The 16,000-nt window shown below is 62.7% G+C and carries 12 protein-coding genes and 1 pseudogene; 9 read left to right on the top strand and 4 right to left on the bottom strand.

Translation table 11 applies throughout. From position 1 onward, the window contains the following. Nucleotides 1-59 precede the first annotated feature (59 nt). From CW305_RS14230 to CW305_RS23225, 6 genes and pseudogenes are all read left to right on the top strand, one after another. Nucleotides 60-1,265: a CaiB/BaiF CoA transferase family protein gene (locus CW305_RS14230; protein WP_104098194.1), complete on the top strand. Its 1,206-nt coding sequence runs from the start codon at nucleotides 60-62 to the stop codon at nucleotides 1,263-1,265. Between the two features lie 21 nt (nucleotides 1,266-1,286). Next, nucleotides 1,287-2,114 carry an HpcH/HpaI aldolase/citrate lyase family protein gene (locus tag CW305_RS14225; RefSeq protein WP_104098193.1) on the top strand — a complete coding sequence of 276 codons (828 nt, stop codon included), beginning with the start codon at nucleotides 1,287-1,289 and terminating at the stop codon, nucleotides 2,112-2,114. A 54-nt stretch (nucleotides 2,115-2,168) separates the two neighbouring features. Next, nucleotides 2,169-3,155 (top strand): annotated as a pseudogene (locus tag CW305_RS14220) (TRAP transporter substrate-binding protein); the annotation flags it as partial. 122 nt (nucleotides 3,156-3,277) lie between these two features. Next, nucleotides 3,278-4,168: an alpha/beta fold hydrolase gene (locus CW305_RS14215; RefSeq protein WP_104098192.1), complete on the top strand. Its 891-nt coding sequence runs from the start codon at nucleotides 3,278-3,280 to the stop codon at nucleotides 4,166-4,168. A 349-nt stretch (nucleotides 4,169-4,517) separates the two neighbouring features. Beyond that, nucleotides 4,518-5,216: a hypothetical protein gene (locus CW305_RS23230; protein WP_146067153.1), complete on the top strand. Its 699-nt coding sequence runs from the start codon at nucleotides 4,518-4,520 to the stop codon at nucleotides 5,214-5,216. Nucleotides 5,217-5,334: 118 nt separating this feature from the next. Further along, nucleotides 5,335-6,066 (top strand): hypothetical protein, encoded by a 732-nt coding sequence (locus CW305_RS23225; protein WP_146067152.1) that lies wholly within the window; start codon nucleotides 5,335-5,337, stop codon nucleotides 6,064-6,066. 36 nt (nucleotides 6,067-6,102) lie between these two features. Here the strand turns inward: CW305_RS23225 and CW305_RS14205 are convergent, their stop codons facing one another. Both CW305_RS14205 and CW305_RS14200 read right to left on the bottom strand, forming a co-directional pair. Continuing rightward, complete coding sequence (locus CW305_RS14205) at nucleotides 6,103-7,059, bottom strand: hydroxymethylglutaryl-CoA lyase (RefSeq protein WP_104098190.1); 957 nt, start codon at nucleotides 7,057-7,059, stop codon at nucleotides 6,103-6,105. 100 nt (nucleotides 7,060-7,159) lie between these two features. Next, nucleotides 7,160-8,362 (bottom strand): CaiB/BaiF CoA transferase family protein, encoded by a 1,203-nt coding sequence (locus tag CW305_RS14200; RefSeq protein WP_104098189.1) that lies wholly within the window; start codon nucleotides 8,360-8,362, stop codon nucleotides 7,160-7,162. A gap of 176 nt (nucleotides 8,363-8,538) precedes the next feature. On the opposite strand from CW305_RS14200, the gene CW305_RS14195 reads away from it, so the two are divergent. The 3 genes from CW305_RS14195 (at nucleotide 8,539) to acs (ending at nucleotide 12,926) form a co-directional block, all read left to right on the top strand. Then, entirely contained in the window at nucleotides 8,539-9,438 is a 900-nt protein-coding gene (locus CW305_RS14195) for a LysR family transcriptional regulator (RefSeq protein ID WP_104098188.1), read from the top strand. Between the two features lie 148 nt (nucleotides 9,439-9,586). Next, nucleotides 9,587-10,585: a DctP family TRAP transporter solute-binding subunit gene (locus CW305_RS14190; protein WP_104098187.1), complete on the top strand. Its 999-nt coding sequence runs from the start codon at nucleotides 9,587-9,589 to the stop codon at nucleotides 10,583-10,585. Nucleotides 10,586-10,970: 385 nt separating this feature from the next. Then, nucleotides 10,971-12,926, top strand: coding sequence for an acetate--CoA ligase (acs, locus tag CW305_RS14185; RefSeq protein WP_104098186.1), 1,956 nt, complete (start codon nucleotides 10,971-10,973; stop codon nucleotides 12,924-12,926). 118 nt (nucleotides 12,927-13,044) lie between these two features. Here the strand turns inward: acs and CW305_RS14180 are convergent, their stop codons facing one another. Further along, nucleotides 13,045-13,407 carry a YgaP-like transmembrane domain gene (locus tag CW305_RS14180; protein ID WP_104098185.1) on the bottom strand — a complete coding sequence of 121 codons (363 nt, stop codon included), beginning with the start codon at nucleotides 13,405-13,407 and terminating at the stop codon, nucleotides 13,045-13,047. Between the two features lie 288 nt (nucleotides 13,408-13,695). Next, a complete protein-coding gene (locus tag CW305_RS14175; protein ID WP_104098184.1) occupies nucleotides 13,696-15,729 on the bottom strand; it encodes a S9 family peptidase in 2,034 nt (677 codons plus the stop codon). Nucleotides 15,730-16,000: the final 271 nt, after the last annotated feature.

Genomic DNA, 16,000 nt, shown 5'->3' with positions numbered 1-16,000 from the left:
AGACGCGTGGAAAAGGCGTTGCCGTTTTCCACCCAACGCCGAATTTGCAGGAACCGAACATGAACAACAGCCAAGTCAAACCCCGCCCACTCGATGGCATCACCGTGGTCAGCCTCGAGCACGCCATCGCCGCGCCGTTCTGCACGCGCCAGCTGGCCGACCTCGGCGCACGGGTGATCAAGATCGAGCGGCCCGGCGCCGGCGATTTCGCCCGCGGCTATGACGAGCGTGTCGACGGCCTCGCCTCGCATTTCGTCTGGACCAATCGCTCCAAGGAAAGCCTGACTCTGGACGTGAAGCAGGACGCCGCCGCGCAGGTGCTCGAGCAGCTGCTGGCGGGTGCCGATGTGCTGGTGCAGAACCTCGCGCCCGGTGCCGCCGCGCGCATGGGGCTGTCGTTCGAGGCGCTGCACAAGCGTTTTCCGCGGTTGATCGTCTGCGATATCTCCGGCTACGGCGAAGGCGGCCCCTACGAGCAGAAGAAGGCCTACGACCTGCTGATCCAGAGCGAAGGCGGCTTTCTCTCCGTCACCGGCGGCCCAGGCGAAACCGAGATGGCCAAGGCCGGCTGCTCCATTGCCGATATCGCCGCCGGCATGTACGCCTACACCGGCGTGCTTTCAGCGCTGATGCTGCGCGACAAGACGGGTGAGGGCAGCCGCGTCGACGTTTCAATGCTCGAAAGCCTGGTGGAGTGGATGGGCTACCCGTTGTACTACGCCTACAAGGGCGCGACGCCGCCGCCGCGTGCCGGCGCCGCGCACGCCACCATCTACCCCTACGGCCCGTTCCCCACCGGTGACGGCGGCACGGTGATGCTCGGCCTGCAGAACGAGCGCGAGTGGCTGGCGTTCTGCGACAAGGTCCTGCTGCAGCCGGAGCTGGCGCAGGACGTGCGCTTCTCGAGCAACGCTCGGCGTTCGGAGCATCGCGCCGAGTTGCGTGCGCTCATCGTCGAGGCGTTTAGCCACCTGAGCGCCGAGGAGGTAATCGCCCGGCTGGATGCCGCGCCCATCGCCAATGCCCACGTCAACGATATGGCCGGCGTCTGGGCGCATCCGCAGCTCAAGGCGCGTGAGCGCTGGAGCGAGGTGGACAGTCCGTCCGGTCGCTTGCCCGCTCTGCTGCCGCCGGGACGCAACAGTGCCTTCGCCCCGCGCATGGACCCGATCCCCGCGCTGGGCCAGCACACCGATAGCCTGCTGACCGAACTGGGCTACGCCCCCGGGGACATTCGGCGGCTACACGAGCAGGGCGCGGTATGAACGCACCCCAGGAGACAGCCCATGAACTCATCGATCATCCGTAGCGCGCTGTTCGTCCCGGCGACCCGCCCGGAGCGCATTCCCAAGGCGCTGGCGACGGGCGCCGACGCGGTCATCGTCGACCTGGAAGATGCCGTTGCCGAGAATCTGAAAAGCGAGGCACGGTCCAATCTCGACGCGTTTCTTACGGCCAACCCGGAGGCGAGCGTCCTGGTGCGCATCAACGCGCCGACCCATGCCGAGCAGGCCGCGGACCTGGCGCTCTGTGCCCGTCATGCCGGCGTCGCCGGCGTGCTGCTGCCGAAGGTCGAAAGCGCGGTGCAGGTAGCGCTGGCGGCCAGCTGCGGCAAGCCGGTCTGGCCAATCGTCGAAACTGCCCGCGGGCTGGCCAATCTGGCGGAAATTGCCCACGCCCAGGGTGTCGAGCGGCTGTCCTTCGGCGCGCTGGACCTGGGCCTCGATCTCGGCCTGGCCAATGGCACCGCCGGCGCCGAGCGCATGCTTGACCAGGCACGCTATGCGCTGCTGCTGCAGTCGCGATTGGCCGGGCTGGCAGCACCGCTGGACAGCGTCTTTCCCGACATCAAGAACCTCGAAGGCCTCGCCCGTGCCGCTGCCGACGCGCGTGACATGGGCTTTGGCGGCCTGCTGTGCATCCACCCGAGCCAGGTGGCTGTGGTGCACGAAACCCTCATGCCCAGTGCCGCGGAACTGGACTGGGCGCAACGCATCCTCGCCGCCGGAGCTTCCGGCGATGGGGTTTTCGTGGTGGACGGACAGATGGTCGACGCCCCCGTCATCGGCCGTGCCCGTCGCCTGCTGCAACGTGCCGGGCAAGCGGTGCCCTGACCGCAACGCTTGCCCGCGAAACGTACCAACCGACAAAAACAAGAGGGTACTTCCATGCTGAGTAACAAGCTCAAGGCACTCGCCTGCGCGCTTTCTTTCACTGTCGCCGGGCTGGTGCATGCCGATCCCGTGACCATAAAGTTCGCCCACGTAGTGGCGGACAACACACCAAAGGGGCAGGGCGCCCTGCTGTTCAAGAAACTCGCCGAGGAACGCCTGCCGGGCAAAGTGAAGGTCGAGGTCTACCCGAACTCCTCGCTGTTCGGCGACGGCAAGGAAATGGAGGCCCTGCTGCTCGGTGACGTGCACATGCTGGCGCCCTCGCTGGCCAAGTTCGAGCATTACGCCAAGGCCATCCAGATCTATGACCTGCCGTTCCTGTTCGACGACCTGGCGGCAGCCGATCGTTTCCAGAGCGGCCCGCAGGGCAAGGCGCTGCTGCGTGCGATGGAGAACAAGAACATCACCGGCCTGGCCTACTGGCACAACGGGATGAAGCAGCTCTCGGCGAACAAGCCGCTGCGCGAGCCGAAGGATGCCCGTGGGCTGAAGTTCCGCGTACAGGCCTCGGCGGTTCTCGACGAGCAGTTCAAGGCGGTGCGCGCCAACCCGCGCAAGATGAGCTTCGCCGAGGTCTACCAGGGCCTGCAGACCGGCGTGGTCAACGGCACCGAGAACACCTGGTCGAACTATGAAAGCCAGAAGGTGCACGAGGTCCAGCCCTACATGACCGCCTCCGACCACGGCCTGATCGACTACATGGTGATCACCAACACCGAGTTTTGGAACGGCCTGCCGGAAGACGTGCGCGGCGAGTTGGAAACGATCATGGATGAGGTTACTGCCGAGGTGAACCGCCAGGCCGACGACCTCAACCAGCAGGCGCGCCAGGCCATCGCGGCCTCCGGCAAGACCGAAATCATCGAGCTGACCCCCGAGCAGCGCGCGATGTGGCGCGAGGCGATGAAACCGGTGTGGAAGAAGTTCGAGAACGACATCGGCGCCGAGCTGATCGAAGCGGCGCAGGCGGCCAACCGCTCCTGGGCCTCCAGAGGCACCAAGCGGCGGAGAACGAACGGGCCTGTCCGATGTGACCGGCCCGTTTTTTTATGCCTGAAACCAGGCTTATGCTGACCGACCAAAGCGCGCAAGGAGACGCCGGCATGAGTCGTTACGCCACGGTCAGCACACCCGTGCTGGATATCGCTTATCTTGAATGGAACCCCCGCGGCCAGCAGGTGGCCGTGCTCGTGCACGGCTGGCCGGATTGCCCCGAAGGATGGGAGCCCGTGGCCGAGCGCCTGGCCGCAGCGGGCTACCGCGTGCTCTGCCCGACGTTGCGCGGCTTCGGCCAGACACGCTTTCGCGACGCGCTGACCCCACGCAGCGGTCAGCTCGCCGCGCTGGGGCGCGACCTGCTGGATTTCATCGACGCATTGCGCCTCGACCAGCCGGTGCTGGTTGGCCATGACTGGGGCGCGCGGGCGGTGGCCAATGCCTGCGGGCTGCGCCATCACGCCGCCGCACGGCTGGTAATGCTCGCGGTGGGCTACGGCACCAATGACCCGAACCAGCACATCTCGCTCAGCCAGGCGCGCAACTACTGGTACCACTGGTACATGGCCACCCCGCGCGGCGAGCAGACGGTAGTCGAGGATCGCGCGGCCTTCACGCGGTTGCTGTGGGACACCTGGTCACCGGCCGGCTGGTACGCCGAGGCTGATTTCATCCAGGCGCTGGAGGCGTTCGACAACCCGGATTGGGCTGCCGTGGTACTGCATTCCTATCGCCACCGCTGGGGCTTCGTCGACGGCGATCCTGCCTATGCTTCGGACGAGGCGCTGCTGCAACCGGCCCCGGTGCTCGCCGTGCCGACGCTGGTGCTGCACGGCGAGGCCGATACCTGCAACGCACCGGAAACCTCGGCCGGGCGTGAGGCCTTGTTCAGCGGCCCATACCACCGACAGCTATTGCCAGGCGTCGGCCACTTCCCCCAGCGCGAGGCGCCGCAGGCGGTGGCCGAGGCGATTCTGCGGTTCTGTCAGGGGGATTGAGCCCGTTGCTAGATGCTGCGGGCCGTTTCTCTGGCCAGCAGTGGTTGGTTTTTTAGGGCTCTGCTAGGCCTGGCGCTTGTGCTTGCCAGTTTTTTTGCGGCGCAACACGGTATGGAATCGCGAAGCTTTATCGACACGGCAATGGGGGAGCGTTTGCGGAAGGTCGCAGGCGAGGCAAGGTTTGATGACATCAATTTCATGCTTCCCGGAGCTGGTGTATAAACACCCGGCGTCCCTGAGAGGCCCGAGCTAGAGGCTCGGAGAGAAAGGCGAACGGGATGTTATACACCAAGCCCGTTCAGCGTTTTATACACCACTTGGTGTCTAATTATAGTTAGGGAAAACAAAAATGTACCCTCCAATTCAAGAAACATTCCCTGAGGTATTCATTTTAGAGTCGTTATCCCTTGAGGATGAGCGCAGAGGGAGATACGAAGGTAAGGTTCTCGCTGAAACCTTAAAGATGTGCGGCAAATCCCCCGAATATTATTACTTCAGAACTGAAGAAGAACTAATTGAACTGGCAAAGGAATTCAGAAAGTCAGGCTATCGATTTCTTCATCTGTCCTGCCACGGAAGCCACAACGAGATCGCAACAACCTTCGGGAGTATTTCCTATCAGCGTTTCGCTGAAATATTCTCTGGTTTTCTACAGAACAGAAGACTTTTCGTTTCCGCTTGCGAGGTAGGAAATGAGCTATTTAGCATAATAATTTCTGCAAAAAATAAAGGAATGTATTCAATAGCCTCTCCATCGATAAAGATAAGGTTTGATATTTCAGTTGCACTCTGGTCATCCCTGTATGTCAAAACATTCCTAGCAGATGAAAATTTTGTAAAAGGTACTAATATCTACCTGTCTCTTGTTTATTTGTGTGAATTCTTTGAGGCGCCATTTCATTGGTCATGGTACAAGGCCAGAGAAAATAAGTGGATTCACCAAACCATTGAAGGAAAACCAACCATAAAACCAAAAACGCAAGCTCAAAAGGCAGCAAGTTTAGAAGTAGAAAAACAAGAGTCCGAGACTCCCGTATGCATCCCCTAACAACTGGCTCAAGTCGTTCGCTTCACTCACTCGGGACGGCCGTAAGCTGCGCTTCCGGCCGTCCCTTAGCCAAACGTTAGGCATGTCTGTAGAAAGCCACAATACAAAGGAACATCATATGAATTTGCCAGTCCGAATCCAGGACACTGCAATCAGTAAGCTGGGTGAGCATTATGAAAATGCTGCTGGACCTGCCCTCGCCGCACTATTAACAACAATTAACCCTGCATTTGGTGCGGCTGCTGCAGCTATTGGCGCTCTTTTATCTTACGGAAACTCTCAGCGCACAAAAATTAAGCAGGGCTATCTAGCAGATCAAATCAGGTTGCAACTTGAGCAGCACAAAAACAGCATTGAAACCTTGAATGAAAATCTTCACGAAGCGGTTACACTCGCTATTCAAGGCGTTCAATCGGCGGTGAGTACTGAAAAAATAAATAGGTTTGCAAAAATAATATCAGGCCACATCATTAATAACAGTTCATGGGATGAAACTGCAACGGCACTTCGAGCGATTTCTGATCTAGAAGATATTCATATTAAAATAATTTCAGAAGCATCATTGCACATTGATCCTTTAAGTAGGGCGGCGAAATTTTATATCGACACTCCGAATTTCCCAAAGCCTGGATTCACCGATGGCAGGTCAACCGCCCCAACAATAGATATATTGACAAAGCTTGGTGGTAGAAACCGCACAGAAGTCCAAATGTTCTGCATGGAGCTAATGTCTAAAGGATTGCTTCATGACAATGATCAAGGCTCGTTCAGCACAGGTCCAGTTTATACATTAACTGAAGCAGCTTTTTGGCTGCTGGCAAAAATAGAACATATTAACAGCGAAAATTAAGTCAGTACGTATAAAGGCCACTCATAGCGCCACCCTTCAGCAGCCGCCCCGCATTGGGTCAAACACGACTTCCTGCATCCACTTCGGCTTCGGATAACGGCGATCGGCTTTGCCGGCCTTGAGTACCGCGCCCGGTACGTCGTGGCCGACCAGTTGGGGTAGGTCGGCGGCGCATTGCAGCAGGCGGTCGAGATCGACGCCGGTGTCTAGGCCCATGCGCTGGAACATATGCACGAGATCTTCGGTGCAGATATTGCCGCTGGCGCCGGGTGCGTAGGGGCAGCCGCCAAGTCCGCCGAGGGAGGCGTCGAAGCGGTCGATGCCGGCGCTCAGCGCTGCCAGCGCGTTGGCCAGGCCCATGCCGCGGGTGTTGTGGAAGTGTGCGGTGAATGCTGCCTGTGGCCAGCTGTTCAGCACTTCGCGGCAGATGCGCTCGACCTGCGCCGGGTCGGCCATGCCGGTGGTGTCGCAGAGGGTGATGCCCTGCACGCCGATTTCCAGCAGGCGTTGCACCAGCTCATAGATGCGCCGCTCGGGCACGTCGCCCTCGAAGGGGCAGCCGAAGGTGGTCGATAGCGAGGCGTTGATGAACACGCCACTGCCGCGAGTGACTTCGATGATTTCGCGGAACTGCACCAGCGACTGCTCAGGCGTCATGCGCAGGTTGGCCAGGCCGTGGGTATCGCTGGCCGACATCACCAGGTTGATCTCGTCCACCTCGCAGGCCAGCGCGCGCTCGCAGCCCTTCACGTTGGGCACCAGCACGGTGTACTCGACGCCCTCCGCACGGCGGATGCCGCGCATCACGTCCTCGGCGTCGCGCAGGTTGGGGATGGCCTTGGGCGAGGTGAAGGAGGTGACCTCGATCTTCGCCAGCCCGGTTTGCGAGAGGCGGTCGATCAGAGCGATCTTGGCTTCGGTCGGCACGAAGTCCGCTTCGATCTGGAAGCCGTCGCGGGTGGCGACTTCCTGGATATACAGGCGTTTGCTCATGGGGAGTCCTAGGGTTTTCGTAGGGTGGACGCTCTACCCATCCACCGTTGTGGCTTGCTGGCTGGTGGACAAGCTTCGCCTTGTCCACCCTGCGTGGCGTTCAGATGATCCCGCGTTCGCGCAGGCCCTGGCGTTGTTCGTCGGTGAGGCCGAGGCCAGCCAGCACATCGTCGGTGTGCTCGCCCAGTTGCGGGCCGCCTTCGCCGATGCGCCCTGGCGTGCGCGACAGCTTGGGCAGCACGCCCGGTACCTTGAGCGGGCCGGCGAAGGTCTGCACCTGCTCGATCATCTGCCGCGCCAGGTAGTGCGGGTCCTTGACGATATCGGCAGCGGTGTAGGGATAGCCGGCCGGCACGCGGGCGCCCTTGAGTGCTTCGATCACCTCGTCGCGGCTGTGCTGGATGGTCCATTCGCCAATGGCGGCATCGATCAGCTCGGCGTGCTGGGCGCGGCCGTCGTTGTGGGCGAAGCGCGGATCATCGGCAAGGTCCTGGCGGCCCATCAGGGTCATCAGGCGCTTGTAGATGCTGTCGCCATTGCCGGCGATCAGCACGTAGGCGCCGTCGTTGCACAAATAGGAATTGGACGGCGTAATGCCGGGCAGGGCACTGCCAGCCGGCTCGCGTACGTAGCCGAAGGCGTCGTATTCGGGCACGAGGCTTTCCATCATGGCGAACACCGACTCGTATAGCGCCACGTCGATCTCCTGGCCCTGGCCGCTACGGTTGCGCTCCTGCAGGGCGAGCAATACACCGATCACGCCATACAGCGAGGACAGCGAATCGCCGATGCTGACGCCAACCCGCACCGGCGGCTGGCCGGGATAGCCGGAGAGGTGACGCAGGCCACCCATGGCTTCGCCGATCACGCCGAAGCCCGGCAGGTCGCGATAGGGACCGGTCTGGCCGTATCCGGAAATGCGCAGCATGATCAGCCGCGGGTTCAGCTTCGACAGCTCATCCCAGCCCAGACCCCATTCTTCCAGCGTGCCGGGGCGGAAGTTCTCCACCAGGATGTCGGCTTCGGCCACCAGCTGGCGGACGATTTCCTGGCCTTCCGCGGCCTTGAGATCCAGCGTCACCGAGCGCTTGTTGCGCGACTGCACATGCCACCAGAGCGAGGTGCCGTCCTTGAGCTTGCGCCACTTGCGCAACGGGTCGCCGACCTTGGGCGGCTCGATCTTGATCACATCGGCGCCGAATTCGCCGAGCAGCTTGCTGGCAAAAGGGCCGGCGATCAGTTGGCCCATCTCGATCACCTTGAGGCCCTGCAGCGGCAGGTTCTTGTCTGTCTGTTCGCTCATCACGACACCTGTGCCGGTTGATTCATGGTGCCGAGCATGACCGACCCATCGGCAGCGGACAATTGGTCGTTGGCCAAGCATGGCTTCGCGCTCCACGAAGCCGGGAGACGTGGGGCCTTGGAATAGCGGCGGGAATAGGTGCATGCTTCGTCACCCGCGAATACGGAAGCTTGCCCATGCGCCGCATCGATTTCGTCACCCTTCGGCTGTTCGTCGCCATCGCCGAGACCCGTAGCCTGACCCGCGCCGCCGAGCGCGAGCATCTGGCGCTGGCAGCGGTGAGCAAGCGCGTCAGCGATCTGGAAGGGCAGCTCGGCGTCAGCCTGCTCTATCGCCAGCCCAAGGGCGTCGAGTTGACGCCGGCCGGCCACGCGCTGCTGCACCACGCGCGCAACCTGCTGGACAACCTGCAGCAGCTGGACGCTGACCTCAGCGAGTTCAGCCAGGGCGTGAAGGGCCATGTGCGCATCCACGCCAACACCTCGGCGGTGATCGAGTTTCTGCCCGAAGACCTGAGCGCCTTCGCCCGCCAGCACCCGGAAGTGAAGATCGACCTGGAGGAGCGCGTCAGCAGTGACACCCTGCGCGCCCTGCGCGAGGGGCTGACCGATATCGGCATCTTCGCCGGGCACATGCCGGCCGAGGACCTGCAGGTGTTTCCCTACCGCGAGGATCGCCTGGTGCTGGTCACGCCACGCGAGCATCCGCTGGCCGGCCGCGGATGCATTGCGCTGCGCGAGGCGGCAGGCTTCGACTTCATTGGCCTGCAGCAGGACGCCTCACTGCATGCCCTGCTGCAGCAGTCGGCACAGCAGATGGGCACGCCGCTGCGCCTGCGCATTCAGGTACGCAGCTTCGAGGCGATCTGCCGGATGATCCACACCGGCATGGGCATCGGCGTGCTGCCCGAGCAGGTGGTGCGCAACTACCTGCCGGCGCTGGACGTGGCCATCGTGCCGCTGAGCGATGCCTGGGCGCGACGCGAGCTGAAGCTCGGCGTGCGCAATCTGGAAAGCCTGTCGGTGACTGCGAGGCAGATGCTCGAGCACCTCACGCTTCGCGAAGGCCAGGCCTGAACGAAGCCGTTCGGCCGCACGATTGCGGCGCGGCCTTCGCCAAACGCGAAGTCGCGCTTGGCCAAATAGCAATTCAGCCCGCGGGGGCGGCGGGGTAGAGTCGGGCCAGCTGCATGGCTCACACAACTACAATACGGAGCTCACCCCCATGGCACGACTCACCCGTGGCATTACCCGTCTGCTCGCCGCTTCGGCGCTGTTTACCGCTCTCGGCGCCCAGGCCGATCCGATCCTGATCAAGTTCTCCCATATCACCGCCGACAGCACGCCGAAGGGCCAGGGCGCGCTGATGTTCAAGAAGCTCGTGGAAGAGCGCCTGCCCGGCCAGGTAGAAGTGCAGGTGTTCGCCAACTCCTCGCTGTATGGCGACGGCAAGGAGATGGAAGCGCTGCTGATGAATGAGGTACAGCTGCTGGCCCCCGCGCCTTCGAAGCTCGAGCAGTACACCAAGCAGCTGCAGCTGTTCGACCTGATGTTCCTGTTCGACGACATGGCCGCGGCGCAGCGCTTCCAGCAGTCGGACGAGGGCCGCGCCATGCTCAAGTCGATGGAGGACAAGGGCATCACCGGCCTGGCCTACTGGCTCAATGGCATGCGCCACTTCACTGCCAACAAGCCGCTGCGCGAGCCGGCCGACGCCCGCGGGCTGAAATTCCGCGTACAGCCCTCGGACCTGCAGGCCGCGCAGTACACCGCGCTGCGGGCGGTACCGCGCAAGATGGCCTTCGCCGAGATCTACCAGGGCTTGCAGACCGGCGTGGTCAATGCCCAGGACAATCCCTGGTCGAACATCTACAGCCAGAAGTACCACGAGGTGCAGAAGTACATCACCGAGTCCGGCCACGGCATCGGCAACTACCTGCTGATCACCAACACCAGGTTCTGGAACGGCCTGCCGGCGGATGTGCGTGGCGAGCTGGAGGCGATCATCGATGAGGTCACCGCAGAGGTGAATCGCCAGGCCGAAGCGCTGAACGAGAAGGCCAAGCAGGGCGTCATCGACTCGGGCAAGAGCGAGATTCTGGTGCTGACCGACGAGCAACGCGCCAAGTGGCGTGACGCGGTGCAGCCGGCGTGGAAGAAGTTCGAAGCCGATATCGGCAAGGAGCTCATAGAGGCGGCCCAGGCAGCCAACTCTGCGCCCTGAGGCAAGTCCGCCAATGGTCTGTTAGACCAATGTGCAGTTTCGGCCACGGCGCTGGCTGCACAGAATGGCGGCGTCTATCTGCGTGATCGGACAAGTGTGTATTCCAACCGGATGGTTGACCGAGCGGCCCTTGAGGCCGCTTTTTTTTTGCCCGCAAAACGCATCCGCGGGTGTCGGGGCCGTAGCATTCAGCTACGCGAAAGCTCTGGCAAATGGCGGTAGTGCACACGCCATGCGGTGAGGCGCGGTCTATGCTTGAGCAAAGCCGATACGCCAAGGGTGGCGTGCTTGGCTGGAGTGCACCGTCTGACAGGCGCTGGGTTGGTCATTGGGTTCGCCTGCTGGACAGGGTTCTGCATACCAACAAGACAGACGAGGAACTGCCATGAGCGCTGCGTCCGTATATCCGGTTCGGCCCGAGGTGGCCGCTCAATCACTGACCAACGAAGCCAGCTACAAGGCCATGTACCAGCAGTCGGTGATCAATCCCGAGGGCTTCTGGCGTGAACAGGCGGCGCGGCTGAACTGGATCCGGCCTTTCACCGAGGTCAAGCGCACCTCCTTCGACGATCACCATGTGGATATCAAATGGTTCGCCGATGGCACGCTCAACGTCTCGGCCAACTGCCTGGATCGGCACCTGGCCGAGCGCGGCGATCAGCTGGCAATCATCTGGGAGGGCGATGATCCTTCCGAACACCGCGAGATCACCTACCGCGAGCTGCATCAGGAAGTCAGCAAGTTCGCCAATGCGCTGCGCGGCCAGGATGTGCATCGCGGCGACGTGGTGACCATCTACATGCCGATGATTCCCGAGGCCGCGGTGGCGATGCTGGCCTGCGCACGCATCGGCGCTATTCATTCCGTGGTGTTCGGTGGCTTCTCCCCGGAAGCACTGGCCGGGCGCATCATCGATGGTCAGTCGAAGATCGTGATCACCGCCGACGAAGGCATTCGCGGCGGCAAACCCGTGCCGCTCAAGGAGAATGTCGACGAGGCGCTGACCAATCCCCAGACCAGCTGTGTAAAGAAGATCATCGTCGTGCGCCGCACGGGTGCGGACATCCGCTGGCACGCGCATCGCGACATCTGCTACGACGACCTGATGCGCGTGGCCGGCGAGGTCTGCGCACCGAAGGAAATGGGGGCCGAGGAGCCGCTGTTCATCCTTTATACCTCCGGCTCCACGGGCAAGCCGAAGGGCGTTCTGCATACCTGCGGCGGCTATCTGCTCTATACCGCACTGACCCATGAGCGGGTGTTCGACTACCGCCCCGGGGAGGTCTATTGGTGCACGGCCGATATCGGCTGGATCACCGGGCACAGCTACCTGATCTATGGTCCGCTGGCCAACGGCGCGACGACGCTGATGTACGAAGGCGTGCCGAATCATCCAGACGTTACCCGCATCGCCCGGATCATCGACAAGCACAAGGTGAACATCCTTTACACGGCGCCCACGGCGATCCGCGCCATGATGGCCGAGGGGGCCGCGGCGGTGGATGGGGCCGACGGCTCCAGCCTGCGTCTGCTCGGCACGGTGGGCGAACCGATCAATCCCGAGGCATGGCACTGGTATTACGAAACGGTCGGCCAATCGCGCTGCCCCATCGTCGATACCTGGTGGCAGACCGAGACTGGCGGCATCCTGATCAGCCCGCTGCCGGGGGCGACCGCGCTCAAGCCAGGCTCCGCCACGCGCCCGCTGTTCGGTGTGGTGCCAGGGTTGGTGGACAACCTCGGCAACCTGCTCGAAGGCCCTGCCGACGGCAATCTGGTGATCCTCGACTCCTGGCCGGGGCAGATGCGCACCATCTACAAGGACCACGACCGCTTCGTCGACACCTACTTCAAGACCTTCCGCGGCATGTACTTCACCGGCGATGGCGCGCGCCGCGACGAGGATGGCTATTACTGGATCACCGGAAGGGTGGATGACGTGCTCAACGTGTCCGGGCACCGCATGGGCACTGCGGAGATAGAAAGCGCCATGGTCGCCCATGCCAAGGTGGCCGAAGCGGCAGCGGTGGGCGTTCCGCATGCGCTGAAGGGGCAGGCGATCTACGTGTATGTGACCTTGGTCAGTGGCGTGCAACCCACGGATGCGCTGCGTCAGGAGCTGCAGCAATGGGTGCGCAAGGAAATCGGGCCGATCGCCGTGCCGGATGTGATTCAGTGGGCCCCTGGGCTGCCGAAGACGCGTTCCGGCAAGATCATGCGCCGGCTGCTGCGCAAGATCGCCACGGACGACTATGACGCGCTGGGCGATACCTCGACCCTGGCCGATCCTGGTGTGGTCGATCAGCTGATCGAGGCTCATGAGGCGGTGAAGAAGCGCTGAAGGCGAGGGCGACCGGAGCGTAGTCACGCAGCCGGTCGCCTCTACCCATGAGCCTGTGCCCGGCTGCAATGCCACGACACGCCGGGCTCGATGTTTCCCGCTTGTATGGCCGCGGGCATCAGACGCCCGCGGGCGGGCTTTTCAGGCTGTCATTGCCGGTTACGGTGGTGCCGTTGGTGGCTGCCGCGGCATTTGCTTGCAGTTGCTGACTATCTTTTTCCGAGCGTTCGAACGGCATGTGGTGCGAGCGGCCTTCGGCCATGCCGGCCTGTTCGTTGATTTCATTGAACACGCGCTTGGCTTCGCAGTGCCCGGTTACGCCACGGGACAGCGCCAGGCCGCCGATACCCAGCTGCAGCAGTCCGCCCAGGCCGCCGCGGCTGAGGCCCTTGGCAAGGAAATACAGCCCGCCGGCCAGGGACATGGCGCGCTCCCAGCCGTGGACGTTCTGATTCTGGTGGTTCGAGGACTTGTTGTTCATGGGTGGCTCCGACGAGGACATTCTCAATGAATGACTCTCGCCAGCGCAGGCTGTTCGGTGCCGCAGGTCGGCATCTGGCGACAACGCGGTGTAATGGCTGTTGTGGGAAGCCAAACGGATGCAGGGGAGCGATCCAGGGCGCGCCAATGCGTGGGAGCGGTCCTGACCGCGAATCGTGAAATGCGATGGACGAGCTTCGCGGCTAACACCGGCGCGGGGCAGCCGTGCTTCACGGTCGGCCCCGAGGCTGAATATCTAGCGCAATCCGAAGAGCCGCGCGCGTGCGTGCTAACCGGCCATGCCGAATACCTTGAGCACGAAGGCGTACTCCAGCGCCACGTCCTTGAGCGCCTGGTAGCGACCGCTCATGCCACCGTGCCCGGCGCCAAATTCGGTCTTGAGCAGCAACAGGTTGTCGTCGGTGCGGGTCGCGCGCAGCTTGGCGACCCATTTGGCCGCTTCCCAGTACTGCACGCGGCTGTCGTTGTAACCAGCCACGGCGAGCAGCGCGGGGTAGGCCTGGGCGCGGATATTTTCGTAGGGCGCATAGGCCTTGATCCGCTCATGCACCTCCGGTTGATTCGGATCGCCCCATTCGTCGTACTCGGTGACGGTCAGCGGCAGGTCGGCGTTGAGCATGGTGTTGAGTACATCGACGAAGGGCACCTCGGCGACTGCCGCGCCGAACAGCTCCGGGCGCATGTTCAGCACTGCGCCGATCAGCAGCCCGCCGGCGCTGCCGCCGCTGATGGCCAGGCGCTCTGAGGTGGTGTAGCCATCGGCCAACAGCTGCTCGGCGCAGGCGATGAAGTCGCTGAAGGTGTTCGGCTTGTGTTCCAGCTTGCCGGCGCGATACCAGGCTTCGCCGAGATCGCCGCCGCCGCGCACATGGGCGATGGCGAAGACGAAACCGCGGTCGAGCAGCGACAGGCGCGCATGGGAGAACCACGGATCGAGGCTGTGCCCATAGGCGCCGTAACCGTAGAGATAGAGCGGAGCCGGCTTGCCGAAGCTGTCGCGGCGGCCGACCAGGCTGATGGGTATCTGCGTGCCGTCCTGGGCGGTCGCCCAGATGCGTCGACTTTCATAGGCGTCCGCATCGAAGGGGCCTTCCACCGGCGTTTCCTTGAGCACTTCCTGCGTGCCGTCGGCCAGCGTCAGCTGACGGACTTGCGCCGGGCGGTTGAGCGCTTCATAGCGCAGGCGGATCACCGTGCTGGTGAACTCCAGCGAATTCTGCACGTGCAGGCTGTAGGCCGCATCTGGCAGCTGCAGGCGATAGGGCTGCACGCCCTGTGGCCGCACCTCGATAACCGGCAGGCCGCCTTCGCGCAGGGTCAGGGTGATCGCCTCGGCGTTGAGGCTGACGTCCTCGAGCATCACCGTGTCGTCATGGGCAACCAGTTCCTGCCAGTGCTCCCGCTCGGGCTGCGCCTCGCTGGCGTGATAGAGCGCGAAGTTGATGCCAGCCTGATTGCTGCGGATCAGCCAGCTCCACTGACCTTCGTGAAGGCCATGATCGGGAAAGTACTCGTGGTCTTCCTGGCGTGGTGCCAGGCACGTCCATTGACCTTCCGGCTCGTCCGCCGACAGCACCCAGGCTTCGCTGGTGGTCTTGCTGTGGGAAAGGATGACCAGCTGGCGCTCGGAGCTGGTGCGGTAGCAATGCACGAAGAAGCGCCCGTCCGGGTCGTGATAAACCTCGCTGCTGCCCGTATCGCCAAGGCGATGGCGGTAAATCTTGTGCGGGCGGTGGGTGTCGTCCAGTTCACCGTAGAACAGCGTCTGGCTGTCGTTGGCCCAGGTCATGCTGCCGTCGCAATCGTCGAAGGGCAGGGCGGTCACGTCGCCGCTGGCGAGATCCTTGACGAACAGTCGGTAGATCTCGTCGCCTTCGCGATCGAGGCTGTAGGCGAGCTTGCTGTGGTCCTGACTGACGCTGAACGCGCCCAGGGAGAGGAAGCCGCCTTCGGCCAGCTCGTTGGGGTCGAGCAGCAGCTGTTCGGCGTCCTCGTCAACGGTGAGCGAGCCATCGACCGGGCGTGGGCAGCGATAGTGCCGCGGGTATTCGTCGCCAGCGGTGGTGCGCTGGTAATACAGCCACGGTCCCCAAGGCGACGGCAGGGACAGGTCGGTTTCGCGGATGCGGCCCTTGATTTCCTGGAACAGCGTCTCGCGCAGTTCGGACTGGTCGGCGAGCTGTTCCTCGAGGTAGGCATTCTCTGCCTTGAGGTACGCCAGCACATCGTCGGCGTCGCGATTCTCCAGCCAGCGATAGGGATCGGTGCCTGTGTCGGCGCGGGCGATGGGGGCGTGGGACATGCAGTAACTCCGGATTCGGTTCGCGGCCGGTAAGGCCGGTGATGGCAAAGAGCGAGAGGCGCCAGTGTACCTGCTCGGCTGCGGCTAGGATTCAACAGACAAACATGGCGTCGGTCGGTGACTGGCACACGGCAAGGATCGGCGCGGTGAATGGCGGCGAATCGGCGTTGTCGATGATGACCGGGCGGTCGCGAAATGTCCGCTTGCGGGTGCCTTTCGGTTAGGCAAAGCAGCCGATTGACAATGCTGCGCTTTTCCCCGAAGGTGTGCC

Origin of the sequence: Stutzerimonas kunmingensis, from assembly GCF_002929225.1 — a bacterium.
Classification (GTDB): Bacteria; Pseudomonadota; Gammaproteobacteria; order Pseudomonadales; family Pseudomonadaceae; genus Stutzerimonas.
This window is presented reverse-complemented; position numbering and strand designations above follow the sequence as displayed.

Coding starts and splice junctions, on each gene's coding strand:
- CW305_RS14200 (WP_104098189.1), bottom strand. CDS start 8,362: ATGAGCGAACAGACAGACAAGAACCTGCCGCTGCAGGGCCTCAAGGTG.
- CW305_RS23230 (WP_146067153.1), top strand. CDS start 4,518: ATGTACCCTCCAATTCAAGAAACATTCCCTGAGGTATTCATTTTAGAG.
- CW305_RS14195 (WP_104098188.1), top strand. CDS start 8,539: ATGCGCCGCATCGATTTCGTCACCCTTCGGCTGTTCGTCGCCATCGCC.
- CW305_RS23225 (WP_146067152.1), top strand. CDS start 5,335: ATGAATTTGCCAGTCCGAATCCAGGACACTGCAATCAGTAAGCTGGGT.
- CW305_RS14190 (WP_104098187.1), top strand. CDS start 9,587: ATGGCACGACTCACCCGTGGCATTACCCGTCTGCTCGCCGCTTCGGCG.
- CW305_RS14175 (WP_104098184.1), bottom strand. CDS start 15,729: ATGTCCCACGCCCCCATCGCCCGCGCCGACACAGGCACCGATCCCTAT.
- acs (WP_104098186.1), top strand. CDS start 10,971: ATGAGCGCTGCGTCCGTATATCCGGTTCGGCCCGAGGTGGCCGCTCAA.
- CW305_RS14225 (WP_104098193.1), top strand. CDS start 1,287: ATGAACTCATCGATCATCCGTAGCGCGCTGTTCGTCCCGGCGACCCGC.
- CW305_RS14180 (WP_104098185.1), bottom strand. CDS start 13,407: ATGAACAACAAGTCCTCGAACCACCAGAATCAGAACGTCCACGGCTGG.
- CW305_RS14205 (WP_104098190.1), bottom strand. CDS start 7,059: ATGAGCAAACGCCTGTATATCCAGGAAGTCGCCACCCGCGACGGCTTC.
- CW305_RS14215 (WP_104098192.1), top strand. CDS start 3,278: ATGAGTCGTTACGCCACGGTCAGCACACCCGTGCTGGATATCGCTTAT.
- CW305_RS14230 (WP_104098194.1), top strand. CDS start 60: ATGAACAACAGCCAAGTCAAACCCCGCCCACTCGATGGCATCACCGTG.